This window comes from Psychrobacter sp. LV10R520-6, assembly GCF_900182925.1.
Classification (GTDB): Bacteria; Pseudomonadota; Gammaproteobacteria; order Pseudomonadales; family Moraxellaceae; genus Psychrobacter.
Map to the genome: position 1 here is coordinate 2,501,534 of NZ_LT900024.1, position 18,562 is coordinate 2,520,095.

The window sequence follows — 18,562 nt, forward strand, 5'->3', positions numbered from 1 at the left end:
ATTATATTCAGTGTCTTTTTCGGCGATAACACAGCAGCTCATAAGCCATATTCGGTTCAAAATTGATCGTACTAACCGTGAATGAGAAGCACCTGACCATGAACTATAAACCATGTTTTAATAATAACGGCCCTGACTTTTTTCTATCTCAGGGCTCTCTTTATAAATTTTTAGCAATAGCGCTACCATTACTAAGCTTATTAGCATTGATGAGCCACCATAACTAAAGAATGGCATGGTGAGACCTTTGGTTGGTATCGCGCCCATATTCATCGCTGCATTAATGATAGTCTGCGCAATAAAGACAATGCCAATACCGAAAGCCGTATAACTCATACGCATCTGCCGACGTTTTAGCGCATTGTAGCTGATACGCATAGCGCTACCGATGATTAGTGCTTCAAGCAGTAACACCATAGTTACTCCCACAAAGCCCAGCTCTTCACCCGTAATCGCTAATAAAAAATCTGTATGAGCCTCTGGCAGGTGCGATAGCTTTTGGACACTTTCGCCATAACCAACACCCGTAAACTCCCCGCGACCAAAAGCAATTAAGCTGCGAGCCAGCTGATAATCCGTATCCTGAACGTCATCAAAGGGATCTAAAAATGACAACACACGTATCAATCGATACTGTACCAGCGTCACTGCTAGCACCGCTAGACCAACAACCAGCACGCCCAATGCTAAAAACTGCTTATAAGGCGCGCCAGCTATATAGAACATAGCAAATACTGTCCCTACAATTACCACCAACGAGCCAAAGTCGGGCTGTAACAACAAGAACATCGTTATCATACCAACGACTAAAAAGATCCGTAAAAAACCGTCCCAACCATTACGTACCTCAAAAGAGCGACGTACGACAAAGTCAGCAACGAATACAATCATGACCAATTTGGCCAGCTCCGCCACCTGAAAATTAAGAAACCCTAACTCTAGCCAGCGTTTAGAGCCGTTAATGGGGGTACCAAGTAGGGTCAAAAACAGCAACCCGCCGGTAATTGCTAACAGTATAAACTGCGTTTCGGTTTTATATAAGGTTCGTAGGGGTAGCAAATAATAAGGAATGGCCGCCATACAGATGCCAAAAACCATATACATCAGCTGATGTTCAAAAAAGTACAGCTCTGTCATCCCGCGACTGAGCGCAAAAGGAATAGAAGCCGAAGCAACCATCAATAAACTAAGCACCAGCATACAGCCAACACTAGATAATAAGATGGCGCGTGCTGATGGCATGGAGAGAACACCATCTGAGCCAGTAGCTGGCTGCGACTTCTGAGAAGAACGAGAAAGAAAGGAGAGCGCCATAATTTTATATACACTGACAAACAAAAAACACGGCGTCTATTAAACGCCACCGTTTAAAAAAATATAAAGTAGATCGTACAAGATAGATAATAACAGACAGTAAGTTCGAGACAAATAGTGCGCGATAAATAAATCTACATGCCATAACCCAACCCAACATTAAACTAAGCGGCTTAATAAACTATTAACAATCAGCAACTTAATAAAAGGTTCATGAGCACCGCAAATAACATCTTGTTAAGCACATGCCATTGCTTAGCAGCCCTGTCAACACGTAAGCACATCAGCAAGCTGGTTATGTGGCCGACTGGTTGCTTGTCTATTTATTGACAGTAGCAGTAATTTATAAGCAAAACAATCATTTATCAAGCAAACCTAATTTATCGAGCAAAAACTGCCATTTATTAAATGCTGTCACCTACTCGTTAACTCATGCCAATATTTAGCCGACCGGAGCCGTATCTAATTGTGCTACTAACTGACTAAAATGTTCGCCGCGGGCCGCATAACCGTCAAACTGATCGAAGCTGGCACACGCTGGCGATAACAATACCGCTTGTACTTGTGACAAGCTACTTGCTGTCACTTGGTGGATGGTCGCAAAAGCGCCTTCCAGTGTCTTACATTGATGTAATGTCACATCATCACTTAATGAAGCGGCGCGTAGATGCTGCTCAATTTGCTGACTGTCCTCGCCAATACAAAGTACCTGACTGACATACTGATTAATAAAAGGAATTAGTTCACCAAATTTCTGGCCTTTGCCTTGTCCCCCTAAAATCAATAACAGCTTGCCATCTTTGGGAGCATATACCGCGCCTAGCCCTTCGATAGCTGCCATAGTTGAGCCGATATTAGTGCCCTTGGAATCATTAAAATAGTCAATACCAGCTGCCGTTGCCATATACTGGCAACGATGCTCAAGTCCGGTGAATTGCTGTAGCGTAGTAAGCATGCTATCGAGCGGTAGACCAGCGAGCTCACCAAGCGCAAGAGCAGCTTGGGCATTGAGCAAATTATGCCGACCTTTGATTAGTAGTTTATCCGCTGATAATAGCCGATCAGTCCCGCGAGCCAGATGTATCTGCCCGTTAGGATCTGTAATTAAACCATAGTGACCTTTATCAGGAGCATGAATACCCACACTCAGCCTTGGCAAATTGTCCGCCACTAATGGTCGGGTCAGTGCATCTTCACGGTTAATGACCATGGACTTTGCACCTTGAAAGATACGATGCTTGGCTTGGTGGTAACCAAGCATATCGCCATGACGATCTAAATGATCAGGCGACATATTAAGCACAGTGGCGACCTGCGCCCCTAAATTAGTGACTGTCTCCAACTGGAAGCTGGACAGCTCAAGTACTGCCAACTGCATGTTGGTATTAGCAAGGAGGTTGAGCGCTGGCACGCCAATATTACCACCAACACCGACATCTACCCCTGCATCAGCAGCCATTTGTCCAACCAAGGTGGTCACGGTACTTTTCGCATTAGAGCCAGTGATAGCAACTATTGGCACCTCACAGGCGTCACAAAACAGCTGAATATCGCTGACCACAAGGATGTTTGCTTCCCGTGCGGCCGCGACTGCTTCAATATCAAGAGAGATACCTGGGCTGATAATAATACGGGCTGCCTGTTGTAATAAATCAGCATCAATGGCGCCGAACTGCCTGATATCAACCGCTTTAGGTAATTTATCGGCTAGTGCCGGAGCTGACTGTGTGTCCGTGACTGCTACACGGTAGCCTTGTGCGGCTAGATAGCGCGCTACTGATAGCCCTGATTGTCCTAAGCCGACCACCACTTGTAGGCCACTGCCTTTATGGAGTAAGGTTTCTGTTGCGGCGAGGTTGGTCATATCTCTTCCTTATGTTGAACGAACAAAGCTACATCAAGCAAACGCGCGTTACGAGCAGAGTTAATTACTATGATGGAGAGCATCATAACGGTATCGTGCATGTTTCGATACTGCTTGTTTATCACTTTGTGCTATTATGCGCATGTTTTTGTGTTACATCGCTAATGCTACAACTTGTGCTTTGACAAGTATTTTTATTGGGTCTTCTCACTTGAGATTTTAGTTTAGCATGTTGTGACCTTTATCACGCTATTGTCACGCCTCTTCAGCGACTATTTCCGTCATTACAGTATGGCAAGCATGGGCTTAATCGTGTTTTCGCTCCTATTATTTGACACTTATACCCTATCTTAGATTTTTTCATCAAATTTTACTATTGGCGATACTGCAAGCAGTGCCTTTACTACCCAGTTTTTGAGTAGCTTTGACACTAAAGAAGCGCTGGACGGCGTTCCTATTGACGTCAGCCAAGCCCACTTTTGGGATATCAGTGCGGTTGATACTCTAGACAAGTTAGTCATGCGCTTGCAACGTGAAGGGATTGATGTCAAAGTAGATGGACTAGATAATGCCAGTCGTACGTTGATTGACCGCTTTTCTATCCATGATCGACGCGATATTGGCTTGTTGGATTAAATGGAACGGGCCGTTTACGTTATTGAATGAGCGTAGGCGTGCCTGCTGCCTTTCTCTTGCCCAAGCTTATCTTTTGCCCAAGTTTAACTATATTTTCATTATTGACATGATGTGGTTGCCTTATGAGTAACTTAAAACCAGATAGTGTGATTGCTTGTCTAGACTGCCCTGACCATGTGCAGGCGGTATTGAATGCCAGTATGTGGGCATCGGTGCGTCTACAAGTCCCTATCGGCCTGCTGCATTCGGTACCGAGCGTACAGCAAAAAGCAGCAGTCAACTATTCAGGTTGCCTAAACATCGATGATGAAAGCGCCTTACTAGATCAATTTACCAGTAAAGAGCATTTGAGTAACTGTGAGCTAAAAGCCCAAGGTAAGCTTCTACTTCATCAAGCCGCCACTTACTGTGAGCAACATCGGCATAAGCGCAAAACATACACCTTACATCGACACGAAAATCTTAGCGAAAGTATTGATTATGTCGATGATAAGGCGCAACTCATCGTCATTGGTCATCATGTCACTTGTAAAGCCAGTTTAGGCCAACTGATACGCTTAAGTCACTGCCCCATCTTGGTGACTCATGCACCATTTTTGCCCCCAACTACGGCTTTATTTGCTTTTGATAACGGTCCTACCTCACATAAATTACTCAATTGGCTCTGTAAAACGCCGCTCATTCGGACGTTAACTATCCATATCGTCATGATCGGTAAAGACAACTCTGAAAATTGCGATGCACTCCGCGAAGCTTATGCTCGCCTTAAGCAAGCCGGTATTAAGGCTAAAAAGGCGTTACTAGACTGTCGCGATGTCAGTGTGGCCTTAAACTACTATCAAAGTGAGCATGATATCGGTCTGTTAATGACCGGTGCGTTTGGGCAATCACGTCTTCGTGAGCTGCTCCAAGGTAGCGACACTAAAAAGCTACTCGGTAGTACCAAGACCCCCTACCTACTCTTTCCTAAAGCTTAAGCTCAAAGCAAGCTTACACTAAGTGCTAAGTAGCAATCGCTACCTACCTACACCTCCTACCCTCTATCTCCATAATATTTTATCCAATCATCACCGTATAGCCTCCCCAAGAACTCTAAAAGTTGGTTATAATAAAGTTCTCTTTGCTCTAACGCCAAAGGTTGATGCATCTAACTTATATTGATAATATCTCATATTTATTATGACAATATAAGTACTCTATTTCGTCGTTACGGTGGTTATTTACGAGCGCATAAGTCCAATCTTACTTGCCCCCTTGAGTAATTTTGGCACAGTTCTTGAATGACTTACTGTAAGCATAGTAGCGATACGATGCAGCAAGATGCACGTATCAACCTGCGGCATCACTCATATAAGGAAATTTTTTATGAAGCTAATCACTGCGATTTTAAAACCGTTCAAGCTCGATGATGTGCGCGAAGCGCTTTCTGACATTGGTGTCAAAGGTGTCACCGTCACGGAAGTAAAAGGTTTCGGTCGCCAAAAAGGCCATACCGAGCTGTATCGCGGCGCAGAATATGTGGTGGATTTTCTACCTAAAGTAAAAGTCGAGGTAGCCGTTATTGATGAGATGGTTGAGCCTGCTATCGAGGCTATCACCCGCATTGCCAGCACTGGCAAAATTGGTGACGGTAAAATATTTGTTACCGCTCTTGAGCAAGTCATTCGTATTCGTACGGGTGAAACGGGTCCTGACGCCATCTAATGGTGCAGACAGCCTTGATCACTTGTTGATCATTTAAAGTACGCCTAACGATCGGTCATACCGATATCTGCATTGTCAATTCAAGGGGGAATTAAAATGCAAAGCCAAATTTTTGAGCTCCAGTACGCACTCGATACGTTTTATTTTTTGATATGTGGGGCGCTGGTCATGTGGATGGCAGCCGGCTTCACTATGCTAGAGGCCGGATTGGTTCGATCAAAAAATACGGTCGAAATCTTGACTAAAAATATCTCACTGTTTGCAACCGCTAGTATCATGTACATGGTATGCGGCTATGCCATTATGTATGGTGGCGATCTGTTTTTGAGCGGGATTGCAGGCGGTGAGACACTAGTAGATGATGCCTTAGCAGCCTCGGCTGAAAATGGCTTCGGTGGTGATTCCGTTTACTCTGCAGCGTCCGACTTTTTCTTCCAAGTAGTCTTTGTGGCAACCTGTATGTCAATCGTCTCAGGTGCCGTAGCTGAACGTATGAAACTGTGGTCTTTTTTACTATTTACAGTGGTTATGACCGGCGTCATCTATCCACTAGAGGGTAGTTGGACTTGGGGCGGCAACGATGTTTTTGGGTTATTTAACTTAGGTGACATGGGCTTCTCTGATTTTGCTGGCTCTGGTATCGTGCATATGGCAGGTGCCGCTGCTGCATTAGCAGGCGTATTGCTGCTAGGAGCGCGTAAAGGTAAGTATGGTCCTAATGGTGAGATATGGGCGATTCCTGGTGCTAATCTGCCACTGGCAGCGCTTGGTACGCTAATCTTATGGATGGGTTGGTTCGGCTTTAATGGGGGATCAGTTCTTAAACTGGGTGACATTGCCAGTGCCAACGCCGTTGCCATAGTGTTTTTGAATACCAATGCAGCAGCAGCAGGCGGTGCCATTGGGGCCTTATTACTCGCGCGTCTCATCTTCGGAAAAGCTGACTTAACGATGCTCTTAAATGGTGCATTAGCAGGTCTAGTTGCGATTACCGCAGAACCCTCAACCCCCTCTGCTCTACAAGCTACTATTTTCGGTATGATAGCGGGCGTGATTGTAGTGTTATCAATCCTCGCCTTAGATAAGATGAAAATTGATGATCCAGTTGGTGCGATTTCGGTTCATGGCGTGGTTGGTCTGTTTGGTCTACTGATTGTCCCGATTACCAATCCGGCATCTACCTTTATCGGTCAGATTGCTGGTGCTGCCACAATTTTTGCTTGGGTATTTATTGCCAGTTTAATGGTGTGGTCAATTATTAAAGTAGTCATTGGTCTGCGCATTTCTGAAGAAGATGAATACGAAGGCGGAGATATAGCAGAATGTGGTATGGAAGCTTACCCTGAGTTTACAAGATAGCTTATTTGAGCCATTTAATGAATCTACAATGTAAAAAGTCCCGCAAAACCTTTCGGTAATGCGGGATTTTTTTGCCATTTTCTATCCAGAAAATTTCTCGATAAAAAATGTCTGTTATAACAATAACGTTAGCTTATCTTTTTTTCCAGGTCTGACTGCGCGAGAATGGACCGATATAACCTTTTAGGTCTAAAGTATTGCCGCTCAAGTTCGCAGTCATACGATAGGTCTTATCTTTTGCAGGATCAGTAATGGTGCCACCACTATATTTGCCACCACCGTCAGACTTTAGATTAGCAATAATAGTTCTACCAACATGTTTCTGACCTTTCGGTGAAACAGTGCTGATAAGCTTACCAGTTAATACACCATTGTACTCTGTGATTTTGACCACGCCTTTTGGCTGGCCATCATCAAAAGTCTGCCAAGTAGTATTGGCTAATGGATCAGCAGCAAATGCTAGACTTGCTAAGCTGATACCGGCAACTGCTAACGTAGTTTTTGCGAATAATTTCATAAATCGATTCCCTTCGTACAATGATTATTAAAAACGCTATGTCCCTAAACTTATCCTTTGCTATAGGTTATGCAGTACTAAATTGATAACTTAAGCAACATAAGTAATGTCTTAACCCATTATAAGCAAATTTAGGGGTTTGACTAGTAATTTTTTTATAGTTTATTATTTCTATAAAAACAGAACTATATCAAATAGTTATAAGAACGGATTGTCTATGTTTTTGTCTGATCGGTCACTATTATCTTTTGACTCAAGCACTTTTTTACTATACTGACCATCGCTTTCAAAAGCTTGCAAAATTTTTCCTGTAAGTTCATGCAATTGCTGCGCTTGCTTATATCCTAAAGCATCAAAATGTAAATCAATATCACCATAGATGATGATCTTGTCTTTTTGATTTTCAACCACTAACTCACCAATTTGCATACTTTGATGATTATTAGCAAAGGGTTCAATCATTGAGCTCTCCTGTTTATTAACAGTGTGGTGCTTTATTTTCTGATGCCCTATCAATTTTTAGTTGATAATGGATCAATATGAGGGTAGTTATGGGTTTAGCTAATAGCTATTAAGCTTGTAACTGTACCCTTAACCAATCAATAATAGCCCATAAAAACAGCATCCAAGTCGGCTCTTCATTAGGCGTTGCTGGTTGTTCTATATCATCGCCTGCTTGTAACGGTAATGCCATTGCCTGCGCTTTGGTCTGACGGTCAAGTATCGGCAGCACATCAATCCCCGTCTGTTCCGCTAGCTCATCCACACTGATGACGTCTATGCGCTCCGACTCGTCGTTGGGGGCATAATACACGCCAGCTTGATTAATGGCAGGAATATAGACTGCCTTAAAAAAATGGCTAGGAACCAATACTTGACCGGCAAGCTGTGTGGTTTTTTTATTGGTAAACGCCACCCCAGTGACGGTATAGACCTCGCCATATTGCTGGGTTAAATAGCGAGTAGCGGACTCAATATTACGCCAAATATAACGGTTATTACGCGGTGACTGTGGCGCTATATTAGCCAGACTAAAGCTGTCGTATTGTTGGCTGCGATTGGCCATATCAGCATTGGGTGCTAGATGCCCACGGTCATAACCAGAGCCTGAATAATCAGATAATTTAGCTCGATCTGAATCTGGCAGTCGACTTTCTTCATGAAAACTGTCTTCGCGGTCGATTTCTCTGGCCTGTTGCAAGCGCTGGCGCGTCAAATACTCTGCTGACCATAGTGGTGTACGCGAAACAGCAGAATACATGACTGCAAAGCCGTCAAAGCACAACGACTGGGTATCTTTACTAAGCTTAATATTAGTAAATTCAGGATACACGCCACCATAAAATGACTCGCTACACTGAGTCAAATCATCAGCTTGTGCGGGTACTATACCTAGCATAATCATGATAGCTATGACTAACGTTATCATACTACTTTTAAGACTATCACAACCCATCACTCTACGTTTAATAATCATCTAATCATTTATGCCTGCTCATAACAATACGCTATCCTAGCAGGCGTCCGCAAATAAAGGAAGATAAGCCATCACGCTACTGAAAAATTTGAGCAAGACAAAGGGTTTTTACCAGTGACATTTTAAATCTTATCCGCTATACTAGGCCGTCTAAAATAATCAGGCAGCCGATTAGCATCTTCTGATGATATCGTATACAACTGTCTGCTGAACGTCAAAAACGGTGAAGTGGGTGAGTGGCTGAAACCGCACGCCTGGAAAGTGTGTATACGTTCATAGCGTATCGAGGGTTCGAATCCCTCCTTCATCGCCAATTTTATCAGTTCTAGTTGAACTCTGGTTTTCTCATTCCGTTTTATCCTTTCCCCAAAACCCCTTATATATTACGCTTACCGCTTATTTTATTTGTCCTGAATCATCCTATCTAAACCAAACAGCCCTTTTCCCATCATAATCAAAGCCAGTTTACTCTATTAAAATAGAGACTCTTATAGTTTTTATCTTTTTGACCTTTATTTTTGATAGTTAATAAATATTCTTAAAAAACCTATCTATGCGATCCTACCTTCCATTGAGAACCTAAGAAAAAATAAAGAGTCTGCTTCTCAATGGAACAACAAAGCTTTTCATCAAGTCGCTTAGTCACGCTTGGGCGGTACGGAATAGGTGCCAACAACATGTGCGACCAAGTCGCTAGAGCCTTCTGAGTACAAAGAAACCTCACCTACGATTAGCTTGCGCCCTACTTTCATCAAGGTGCAGTCAGCAATAATACGTGCTTCTGCTGATGGTTTACGCAAGAAGTTGATGGTAAGGCTCGTCGTCACTGTCAACGGTACAATGCCAATTGTACCAAGTATTGCTACATAGATTGCTACATCAGCAATGCTCATCAATACAGGGCCAGAGACCGTTCCACCAGGACGCAGCTCGTCTATACCAATATCATGCGACAAGGTCGAACTCTTATCACTTACTGCCTCAACCCTACATTTGGTTTGTGGAAACTCTAATGCCATAAAGGCAACAATCTCTTCTTTACTTGCAGACATATATACTCCTGGGGTCTAATTATACTTATTGTTAACTACTCACTATTCTCATTGAGGCACATTGAGTTGTTTGAGCGTTGCGGACGCAGTAACAGAGAGAGCCCTATCGCTATTATGGCTCCAATGCTAGAAGCCATATAACTGGTACTAAAATCTCCAGTAATCTCTGCAATATAACCTGCGGCGATTGGTCCTAAAGCCTGTCCACTTGAAAACGCGAAAGTCAACGCGGCAAGCGCACTCGCTGCAGCAGCTGGCCCAAAATAATCTCCTGCAGCAGCAGACATGATGACGGGAACACTCCAAACAACGGCACCAAATAAAGCGATTGAAAGATAGAGCCCTAACACCCAATCGCTCAGACTAACCAAAAAATAAGCAATGGCAAGAACAAAAAAGGCCAGTGCTAATCCAAGACGCCTGCCAATTCGATCTGAAATCCATCCAAATAGCACACCCGAAAAAGCACTAAGTAGCCCTATCCACGCCCAAAGTCTGCCCGCAATAGTCTCGCTTAATTGATATGGTCCTACCATGCTAGTCACAATAAAAGTGACATACGTCATGTACGTTGCACCATAGATTGCAAAAATGACACCTAAATGTACCAGCAACTTGATGTTGTCACGTTCTAGCTTTGTCTTGCGCTTTATAGGTGAATTTGGGGCATATCCAAAAGGTGTTGAGCTAATATCGTCTGGATGATTACGAATCAACGCAAAGCTTATGCCCGCAATAATGAAACTCAAAAATGCAAAAATCAGCCAGCCTGTTTGCCAAGATAGTAAATCAAAAACCGGCAATAGCTTGGGTACGATGAAGCCTGAGAAAATAATGCCAATACCAGGACCGGCCATCACTAAACCTAGCGCCAAACCGCGATGAGAGGGAAAAAACCAATGCGACATAACGCTCATCATAGGCAATACCACACCGCCACTACCGATACCCGTCAATGTATAGAACAAACATAGTAATGGAAAGCTTGTGGTAAACGCCATACCAAGCATAGAGGTCGTAATAAGGAGCAGACTTACCGTTGTGGTAACCCGTGTACCAAGCCTAGGCAAGATGATAGGGCTCAAAACCACAGCGATTAAATAGCCTATCAAATTAGCAAACCCTAATAAACCACTTTGGCTGTAATTTAGCTCAAGAGATGCCGATATTGACGGTAATAACATGCCAAAAGCGAAACGTCCCAAACCCAGTCCACAGAACATGGCAGCCGCACCAGTGATCGCAACAATCCAAGCATAATGTATCTTGCTAGCCTTTTGGACGCGTCGATTAGGCATCACAAGTCACTGTTAATTTGGTTGTCAGATGGTTCAAGAAGATTAACAAAGGCCGGCACGCTAAGTTTCGATAGAAATGTATGATAAAAAGCAGCTTCCATGTGATTATTCCTTCTTATGCTAATCTTTTTAGCATTTCCTTTGACCGTTATGGCAATAGCCTTACAATAGCTTTTGTTCTCGATTGAGTCAATTTATATGTGCTGCCACTTCTTAATAGATGCTTGCATACTGCTGATCATAACCTGTCCCCTTAGTCTCACTCATTCAAATAAAACTCTGCCATACCATCCAGCTTGGCTTTTACTGCTTTCCAATTCGGCATGACTTGAGTTAATAACCGCCAAAAGCGCTCACTGTGATTGTGTTCCACAATATGACATAGCTCGTGTAGGATGACGTAATCGATGCATTCTTTTGGTGCTTTGATTAGATGCGGATTCAGTATAAGGCTGCCTTTGGTTGAGCAACTGCCCCACTGCTTTTTCATGGCCAGTATCTTAAATGTAGGCACATCATGTGCCCAGGTGGCTTTTGGCAAAACCGCCACCAGTCGTTCTGCAAAGATACCTTTTGCTTTATCCTGATACCATTGATCGATAAGCGCTTTTACTTTGCTAGCTTGTTTATCAGTATCGACAGCATCGGTATCTAAAGCGTCACTAGCTAAAGTCACATTGAGCTTACCGCGACTGAGCTTTATGCTAGATTGAGAATCGCTAAGCACCTTTAAAACATAACGCCGACCGAGATAAAACTGAGTTTCACCGCTGACATAACGCTTAGGTAAAACGTGGTCTTTTTGTCTGGCGAATGCTTGCAGGTTTTGCCAAATCCAGCGCGCGCGTTTAAGCATCGCGTCATGAATTATCTCAGCGGTAGCATCGTCAGGTGCGGTTGCTACCACACGCTGATCAGGATGAACTTTAATGAGTACTTTACGAGGCTGAGTCTTATTAACTTGGGCTTTGCTGCTTACGGGTTTGCGGATTATTTCGTAGTGGATCACATCCGTACCGTAAGAAAACATCCCGCGCTCAGCTATTGAGGTGCAAGGCTTATTGTTCACAGATAGATTACTCATTACCGATTACCCTTTTGTGCTGCTTGTGTCTCTTGAAAGACCAAGACGGGTGATCTTCAGCACTTCTTCTATGAGCTTTTGCGCATTATCGAGACCCAAATCAGTGAACAGCATCGGCAGTAATTGTACACTGATATCATTTTCTATTTCCGCTGGGTTGATTGAGTATTCAGCTACTGCGTTGTTCACTGCCTTATCAATAGCAAAGGCGTACTGCACGAGCTGCTCATCATCTAACGAGTTATCTAATGACTTATCCGCTAAGTCGTCCTGACCGAATAGATGCTTAAACAAACCAAAATAAGCTTGAGCATGTTTATTTAACTTGCCAGCAGTATTGATAAACTCGTTCGGCACACCAGCAACCTTACGATCTTTTACCTCTTGCTCGAAATCAGCAAACATAATGTATTGCTTTACAGGGGCATCAAACATGGCTTTGGCATCTTCAATCGCTTGTTTTAGCAGCTTTGAGAAGTACTCTTGCGCATAGGGGTCATCCGCCAAATCTTGCTCAATCATTTTGGTCACACGCCCTGTGATTTTGTCGGTTTGGTTACGAGCCTCATCATCGCTTATGTCTTGCGATTGGACATTCTTGCCCTCTTTACCTAAGTTACCGACTAGGTAAACGCCTTTCGGTTCTCTAACTTCAATACCTGCAATATGCTTATCCAGTAAGCTGCGAATATCTTCTTCGTACTCACCATAATCAATAGTCTCATTGGCATCTTCACGCACCAGTTTGCGTAAGTTAACGAAGGCTTTTAGATCTCGTTTATACAGCTCACGCTTGTTGTCGAATGACTTGTCCTCAAAAAATGAGGCAGATTGTAAAGCGACCTTCATGGTATTAACAAACGTAGTCAACGCCTCGTAAAAGTCATCACGGTTTTTGAGTTTGGTATCCACCAGCTTACCATCGACTTCCTGCACTTTAGGCGCAAGCGTTTGTCTTAGTGCCGCGACATCTTGTTTATTGTTAACCCCTTTGAAGATTGCCCACAGCTCACTATGCAGCATCGGTAGCTTTTTATACTCGGTATCCATACGGTTATATAAGCCTTTGAGATCGTCAACATCAAAGCCACCTTGCGTACGTTCAGCCAAGTCTTGGTATTTCTCAATAGTGATATCCAGCTCTTTTAAGATGCCACGATAATCAATCAGGTAACCAAATTGCTTGTTTTTATGCAAGCGGTTAACCCGGGCAATAGCTTGGATAAGGCTATGCTCTTTTAAAGGCTTGTCGATATACAGGACGGTATTCTTCGGCTCATCAAAGCCAGTTAACAGCTTATCGACCACGATCATGATGTCAGGGGCGTTGTCATTAACATCGTCATTAACATTGTCCTGACTGAAGGCTTCTATAATGGCTTTGGTATAGGCTTTTTCATCGCCGCCGTAGGTTGGTGCTACATTGGCTTGCCACCAGTTCTGCACGATGTCTTTGCTGTCTTGATCGACAGCATCATGGCCTTCACGGGTGTCGGGTGGTGACATGGCTACCACGGATGACACTTTGCCTATCTTATCTAAAGCGATTTTATAACGGATTGCTGAGGCTTTTGAATCACAGGCCAATTGACCTTTTAGATGTTGCTGCTTAAAGTTTTGGAAGTGGTCCGAGATATCATGAGCAATGAGTTCAATACGGCCTTCGGTCTGATAGATCTGACCTTTTTGCGAAAACTTACGCTTTAAGTCGTTCTTTTGCTCGTCCGTCAGCTTTTGGGTAATACGGTCAAACCAGCTATCAATCGCGGCATCATTGGTATTCAGCTCAGGGACGCGCTCTTCGTATAGCAAGGGGGTGACGGTCTTATCTGCAACTGCTTGCTGCATGGTGTAGGAGTGGATGATGCTACCAAATTTACCTTCGGTCTTATCGTCTTTTAATAGTGGCGTTCCGGTAAAGGCAATGAATGCCGCTTTTGGCAATGCTTGTGCCATTCTAATATTGTTCTCACCGTTTTGACTGCGGTGACCTTCATCGACCATGACAATGATGTTTGGGCTGTCGTTATAACATTCATCGTACTTAACCGCTGAACCAAACTTATTAATGATGGAAAAGATAACCCGCTCATTGCCGTGACCGATTTGTTCTGCTAGACGTCTGCCAGAGGTTGCCATGGCGTCCGACTTGTCTCTATCGCTGAGTACGCCACCAGAAGCAAAAGTTTGGCTGAGCTGAGTCTCTAGATCAACCCGGTCAGTGACGATAATAACCCGGCATTGCGCCAGCTCTTCTAACCAAATAAGGGCCTTGGAGAAGAACACCATCGTAAAAGATTTACCACTACCAGTAGTGTGCCAAATCACGCCACCTTCGCGAGCGCCTTTATCGTCAAAGCTACTGATACGTTCAACCAGTGCTTTAATACCAAAGACTTGCTGATAACGGGCAACAATTTTACCCGCCTTTTTATCAAACAAGGTAAACAGGCGGGTCATCTCAAGCAAACGCTCAGGCTGTAAAAGACTTACGATTAAGCGGTCTTGATCGGTGACCACTAAATCACCAGCATTAATCAGCGATAAGTATTCTTTTTTAGCAGAGGCAGGGCGATGATCAAATAGACTATTAAGCTGCTCATCACTGAGCTTTTGGTTTTTTAGACGCTTAAATTCAGGCTCTTGAATCTCTTCTTCGACCCATTTTGCCCAAAACTTTTCAGGCGTTTTGCAAGTTCCGTATAAGCCATTATGGCCATTCACAGCTAGCAATAACTGACTATAGGCAAATAGATGCGGAATTTGTTTTTGACCTTGGTTACGGATGTGCTGAGAGACGGCTTGCGCATTGGTCGACTGTCCTTCTCTACTCGAGTCAGGGCGTTTGGCTTCGATGACGGCTAACGGCAGACCATTCACAAAGCAGACGATATCAGGAATGACGTTACCTGTACCTTCCGCATTCTGTACCACTAACTCTTCGGTAAAGTGAAAGCTATTATTATCGATATTATCCCAGTCTATCAAATGAATAGTCGGTGAGGCTTTCTTACCATCGATAAACTCGGTGACACTCACGCCATAGATCATAGCGTCATAAAGCTTTTCATTGGCGATCTTTAAGCCTAGATTCATCGCAGGGTTTAACTCGTGCATGACATTATCTATCGCAGAGTCGGATAAATGATGCTCTGCGCCTGCAAACGGAAAGGTTTGTTTGGCTAAAAATTCACGCATGACCGGCAATAAGACCACTTGGGCAGTGGTTTTTTTATCAGTGCTATTTTTATCGCCTATCAATTGATTGCTACGCATGGCGCTGCACTGATTGGGCGGAATAAACTGATAGCCGAGTGTTGTGAGCAAGGTTAAGGCGGGGATTTTTGAGCTGAACTCTTCTTGGAAGTTGGGCGTTTTTATTATTTCAGACATTAAGCTATCCATTGGCTCAGGACGTTTATAGCAATTGGAGCAAAGGCTTCGAGTTTACCGTTTTTCGGTTTAGATAGATCATCAATAACCATTTTTATTAGGTCGCTGTCATCTACTACATCGTCGGGGTCGATGCCATCACCCAACAGTAATGCTTGGACGAATTGTCTTCTTTGCTCTACTAAGGATTTATTATCATTACCTAAATTCAACACCCGAATAGTTTCTTGAGCTTCGCTAGTCATACCTTTAACTCTACCACTTAACTTAAATTCTAAGTCTGTTTCACATTCAGTATCGAAAGGCGTGAGCGGTAATGGCTGTGAACCATGTGCACTATCACATTGATTAGGCGTTATACAGCTTGCTACTATATTATCGAAATCGAGGCTTTTATTAGGAGCTATATCTCTAGCAACAACATGCTCATTCATACAATCTTTAATTGTTCCAGAGATTGGCTTACAACAATAAGCACATAAATAAAACTGTTCTATTGCACAAGCAGAGCGGATATCATCTTTTTCAGTGCTAGTTAAACCAAGATAATCCTTGCCTTTATTATTTATTCTCTTTTTCCAACTCGTCAAACTTTGTGGCTCAAAGCCTATTTTTTTAGTTATTTTTCGCAATTTGCAGCTCCTTCTTACGAAGTAGCAATCTTGCTTTGGCAAGCTCCATATTACCTGATGGTAGCTCTACTTCTAACGTTTCTAAAAGCGTTTTAGCAGCACTTATGTCAGCGTCATGAATTGCATCTAACAAGTCACTTAGTTGATCATTAATATCATGATCACGAATGTCGGTATCCATCACTTCTAGCAATACCGTGTTCACGTCTTCACCGTATAAAGGTGGTAATGCGTCAATCTCACCATTACTTAACAGATAGACTAAAATATCTTTTTGATCGCTAATAACTAAAGGAGAATGGGTGCTTAGAATAATTTGGCAATTGGGGAAAGTATCGGTGAACCGCTGTACCAGATTGCGTTGCCAGCTTGGGTGCAAGTGCATATCGACTTCATCTATTAAGATGATACCATCGCCATGTAAAGGGTTATCTAACGCAGGGTTCATCATAGCTAAGCGACGAGCGATATCGCCCACTAACGCCATCATTGACTTCTCACCTTGCGACAATTGCATGACATTTAGCGATTTGCCACCTTTATCGACTGCCATATGTAATCGGGGTTTGCGCTGTACTCGAATATTACTTAAATCTGGCATAAAGGTGCTGATGGCAGTTCTTACAGCGTTTAACTGCTTATCTTTATATTCATTTTCTAAATTTTTTCTAATAAAAGATATTGATTTTTGTATATCTCCTAGCTCTTTTTTTGCAGTATCTGAATCTCTCAAATCTAAGTTTTTAAGTCTTTTCTCATAATCACTCATTAAAGCATCTATATCTGAAAACTCATTCTCAACAAACGATTCGTACCTTCTACTCTCTTCTTCATTCTCAATATCTTCACGTTCTCTGAACCATTCAAAAAAGCGTCGAAAGTCAACGCCTTGATTCAAGGAACTCTCGTAGCCTTCTATTTGAGTAAAGCTATGTTTGCCCATAATTTTTAAAGGAATATCTAATACTGAGCGTTCAACGGGGTAGTAAGCAATCAGGGGCAGACTAGCATTTGCATCATCTGTTAGTAATTGACGATAGTTGTCAGCAAGCTTAGTCAATTCACTAAGAGTACTAGGCTTGTCGCTTTTACGCCCCTTACGTGCTTTGACTAGCGTCCATTGGTAATAAGACAACTCTATATCTCGATTACCATCAATACGGACATCATCATATAATTGCAACGTGATACTTGCCGCAGGTGCATCATTAATAATTACCAATTCGTTTATGGCAGTACCGCTGCCCTTCTCACTGCGCATACGAGCAACAAACCAACTTAGTGAAGTGGCTAACGCTTCTAATATTGAAGTTTTACCTGCGCCATTATTGCCAATAAACACGGTGACGTTTGAGCGGTTATCTTCAGTCGGGGCAAAGTCCACTTCAAGGTTCTCAAATCGCCCTAGGTTATTTAGCGTTAGTTTTTTTATTTCCATTTTTATGTCCAAGATTTACGCTTTGCATCTGTAGGATTTATCGATAAAGGGTTAAGCATTATTGAGTCAGTATAGCAGTCAGTTGTCAACAATCGCTATAGGTAGCTGTATTTTGCCTAGCACTGTCATATAAAAGGCAAAGAAAAACCGCCAAGGTTACGCGTTACCCAAAGGGCACTAAGCGTGGCGGTTATGTTGAATCCAGTGTACGAGGTGTTGGCTCTTGTGTCAATATCTACGATTTTTGTCAAATAAATCTCGTCCATGATGATATCTTTTAATAAAGTGGAAAATTAGCTCAAAGGTGGCTTAAAGATAGTTTCTTAAGTGGTTAAAGTTGATAGCTTCTATTCCATGACCTGCTGCAAAGCCATACAAATCAAGATCAGCGGTTAATAATACACATTTATCCAAATGGCATATATCAAATAAGGCGGCATCGGACAAGCCCAGTTTAATAAAGGCAGGACTTATTATAATTTGCTTGGCGGGAAGATATTTTTCACCTGTTTGAACGATAAAACGACTTAAATAGCCAAACAGTAGCTGTCGCTTTGCACCGCTAACCCAGTCGAGCAAGTTAGCGGTTTCGGTCAATACTTGCGGGGTGGTAATAATAGATTTAAACCCCAGCAGGGTCTTATCCAATATCTTAGCATCAGCTGTTGTATATTCCTGTGTACGCTTATAACTCTCAACTTCACCATCACCCAGTTGGGCAACCAGATACATAGTCAATAGATTGGCATCAAGCAAGACGTGTTTGGATTTATCAATAGAATGATGAGTCACTG

General features: G+C 42.9%; 16 protein-coding genes and 1 tRNA gene. 5 read left to right on the forward strand and 12 right to left on the reverse strand.

What is annotated here, in order from left to right; translation table 11 throughout:
* Positions 1–117: 117 nt before the first annotated feature.
* Both ftsW and murD read right to left on the reverse strand, forming a co-directional pair.
* Positions 118–1,314, reverse strand: coding sequence for a putative lipid II flippase FtsW (ftsW, locus tag U1P77_RS10405; protein WP_414479010.1), 1,197 nt, complete (start codon positions 1,312–1,314; stop codon positions 118–120).
* Positions 1,315–1,756: 442 nt separating this feature from the next.
* Entirely contained in the window at positions 1,757–3,178 is a 1,422-nt protein-coding gene (murD, locus tag U1P77_RS10410; protein WP_321154928.1) for a UDP-N-acetylmuramoyl-L-alanine--D-glutamate ligase, read from the reverse strand.
* A 375-nt stretch (positions 3,179–3,553) separates the two neighbouring features.
* Between murD and U1P77_RS10415 the strand changes: the two genes are divergently transcribed.
* The 4 genes from U1P77_RS10415 (at position 3,554) to U1P77_RS10430 (ending at position 6,877) form a co-directional block, all read left to right on the forward strand.
* The gene (locus tag U1P77_RS10415) at positions 3,554–3,814 is read left to right on the forward strand and encodes an STAS domain-containing protein (RefSeq protein WP_414479089.1); all 261 of its coding nucleotides are present in this window, start codon (positions 3,554–3,556) and stop codon (positions 3,812–3,814) included.
* A 122-nt stretch (positions 3,815–3,936) separates the two neighbouring features.
* Entirely contained in the window at positions 3,937–4,791 is an 855-nt protein-coding gene (locus U1P77_RS10420) for a putative universal stress family protein (RefSeq protein ID WP_321154930.1), read from the forward strand.
* Positions 4,792–5,179: 388 nt separating this feature from the next.
* The gene (locus U1P77_RS10425) at positions 5,180–5,518 is read left to right on the forward strand and encodes a P-II family nitrogen regulator (protein ID WP_010197981.1); all 339 of its coding nucleotides are present in this window, start codon (positions 5,180–5,182) and stop codon (positions 5,516–5,518) included.
* A gap of 96 nt (positions 5,519–5,614) precedes the next feature.
* Positions 5,615–6,877 carry an ammonium transporter AmtB gene (locus tag U1P77_RS10430; RefSeq protein ID WP_321154931.1) on the forward strand — a complete coding sequence of 421 codons (1,263 nt, stop codon included), beginning with the start codon at positions 5,615–5,617 and terminating at the stop codon, positions 6,875–6,877.
* 133 nt (positions 6,878–7,010) lie between these two features.
* On the opposite strand, the gene U1P77_RS10435 is transcribed toward U1P77_RS10430, so the two are convergent.
* The 3 genes from U1P77_RS10435 to U1P77_RS10445 all read right to left on the reverse strand — a co-directional run bounded on the left by U1P77_RS10435 (position 7,011) and on the right by U1P77_RS10445 (position 8,871).
* Positions 7,011–7,394, reverse strand: coding sequence for a DUF2147 domain-containing protein (locus U1P77_RS10435; protein WP_321154932.1), 384 nt, complete (start codon positions 7,392–7,394; stop codon positions 7,011–7,013).
* 198 nt (positions 7,395–7,592) lie between these two features.
* Positions 7,593–7,856 (reverse strand): hypothetical protein, encoded by a 264-nt coding sequence (locus U1P77_RS10440; RefSeq protein WP_321154933.1) that lies wholly within the window; start codon positions 7,854–7,856, stop codon positions 7,593–7,595.
* A 109-nt stretch (positions 7,857–7,965) separates the two neighbouring features.
* Positions 7,966–8,871 (reverse strand): DNA/RNA non-specific endonuclease, encoded by a 906-nt coding sequence (locus U1P77_RS10445; protein WP_321154934.1) that lies wholly within the window; start codon positions 8,869–8,871, stop codon positions 7,966–7,968.
* A 222-nt stretch (positions 8,872–9,093) separates the two neighbouring features.
* Between U1P77_RS10445 and U1P77_RS10450 the strand changes: the two genes are divergently transcribed.
* Positions 9,094–9,184 (forward strand) — tRNA-Ser (locus tag U1P77_RS10450).
* Between the two features lie 325 nt (positions 9,185–9,509).
* On the opposite strand, the gene U1P77_RS10455 is transcribed toward U1P77_RS10450, so the two are convergent.
* The 7 genes from U1P77_RS10455 to U1P77_RS10485 form a co-directional block, all read right to left on the reverse strand.
* Positions 9,510–9,923 carry a PaaI family thioesterase gene (locus U1P77_RS10455; RefSeq protein WP_321154935.1) on the reverse strand — a complete coding sequence of 138 codons (414 nt, stop codon included), beginning with the start codon at positions 9,921–9,923 and terminating at the stop codon, positions 9,510–9,512.
* A gap of 35 nt (positions 9,924–9,958) precedes the next feature.
* Entirely contained in the window at positions 9,959–11,221 is a 1,263-nt protein-coding gene (locus tag U1P77_RS10460) for a YbfB/YjiJ family MFS transporter (protein ID WP_321154936.1), read from the reverse strand.
* 259 nt (positions 11,222–11,480) lie between these two features.
* Entirely contained in the window at positions 11,481–12,305 is an 825-nt protein-coding gene (locus tag U1P77_RS10465; protein ID WP_321154937.1) for a M48 family metallopeptidase, read from the reverse strand.
* Positions 12,306–12,311: 6 nt separating this feature from the next.
* Positions 12,312–15,698 (reverse strand): type I restriction endonuclease subunit R, encoded by a 3,387-nt coding sequence (locus tag U1P77_RS10470; RefSeq protein ID WP_321154938.1) that lies wholly within the window; start codon positions 15,696–15,698, stop codon positions 12,312–12,314.
* Positions 15,698–16,330 carry an HNH endonuclease family protein gene (locus U1P77_RS10475; protein ID WP_321154939.1) on the reverse strand — a complete coding sequence of 211 codons (633 nt, stop codon included), beginning with the start codon at positions 16,328–16,330 and terminating at the stop codon, positions 15,698–15,700. Before U1P77_RS10475 ends, U1P77_RS10470 begins: the two co-directional genes overlap by 1 nt.
* Positions 16,314–17,768 (reverse strand): AAA family ATPase, encoded by a 1,455-nt coding sequence (locus tag U1P77_RS10480; protein ID WP_321154940.1) that lies wholly within the window; start codon positions 17,766–17,768, stop codon positions 16,314–16,316. The genes U1P77_RS10475 and U1P77_RS10480 overlap by 17 nt, the downstream gene beginning before the upstream one ends.
* A gap of 309 nt (positions 17,769–18,077) precedes the next feature.
* A complete protein-coding gene (locus U1P77_RS10485) occupies positions 18,078–18,560 on the reverse strand; it encodes a PIN domain-containing protein (protein ID WP_321154941.1) in 483 nt (160 codons plus the stop codon).
* Between the last annotated feature and the right edge of the window lie 2 nt (positions 18,561–18,562).

What these genes read in the sequence shown, in the direction of transcription:
- U1P77_RS10430 (WP_321154931.1), top strand. Translation starts at nt 5,615, where the DNA reads ATGCAAAGCCAAATTTTTGAGCTCCAGTACGCACTCGATACGTTTTAT.
- U1P77_RS10455 (WP_321154935.1), bottom strand. Translation starts at nt 9,923, where the DNA reads ATGTCTGCAAGTAAAGAAGAGATTGTTGCCTTTATGGCATTAGAGTTT.
- U1P77_RS10480 (WP_321154940.1), bottom strand. Translation starts at nt 17,768, where the DNA reads ATGGAAATAAAAAAACTAACGCTAAATAACCTAGGGCGATTTGAGAAC.
- U1P77_RS10420 (WP_321154930.1), top strand. Translation starts at nt 3,937, where the DNA reads ATGAGTAACTTAAAACCAGATAGTGTGATTGCTTGTCTAGACTGCCCT.
- murD (WP_321154928.1), bottom strand. Translation starts at nt 3,178, where the DNA reads ATGACCAACCTCGCCGCAACAGAAACCTTACTCCATAAAGGCAGTGGC.
- U1P77_RS10445 (WP_321154934.1), bottom strand. Translation starts at nt 8,871, where the DNA reads ATGATTATTAAACGTAGAGTGATGGGTTGTGATAGTCTTAAAAGTAGT.
- U1P77_RS10465 (WP_321154937.1), bottom strand. Translation starts at nt 12,305, where the DNA reads ATGAGTAATCTATCTGTGAACAATAAGCCTTGCACCTCAATAGCTGAG.
- ftsW (WP_414479010.1), bottom strand. Translation starts at nt 1,314, where the DNA reads ATGGCGCTCTCCTTTCTTTCTCGTTCTTCTCAGAAGTCGCAGCCAGCT.
- U1P77_RS10470 (WP_321154938.1), bottom strand. Translation starts at nt 15,698, where the DNA reads ATGTCTGAAATAATAAAAACGCCCAACTTCCAAGAAGAGTTCAGCTCA.
- U1P77_RS10435 (WP_321154932.1), bottom strand. Translation starts at nt 7,394, where the DNA reads ATGAAATTATTCGCAAAAACTACGTTAGCAGTTGCCGGTATCAGCTTA.
- U1P77_RS10425 (WP_010197981.1), top strand. Translation starts at nt 5,180, where the DNA reads ATGAAGCTAATCACTGCGATTTTAAAACCGTTCAAGCTCGATGATGTG.
- U1P77_RS10460 (WP_321154936.1), bottom strand. Translation starts at nt 11,221, where the DNA reads ATGCCTAATCGACGCGTCCAAAAGGCTAGCAAGATACATTATGCTTGG.
- U1P77_RS10440 (WP_321154933.1), bottom strand. Translation starts at nt 7,856, where the DNA reads ATGATTGAACCCTTTGCTAATAATCATCAAAGTATGCAAATTGGTGAG.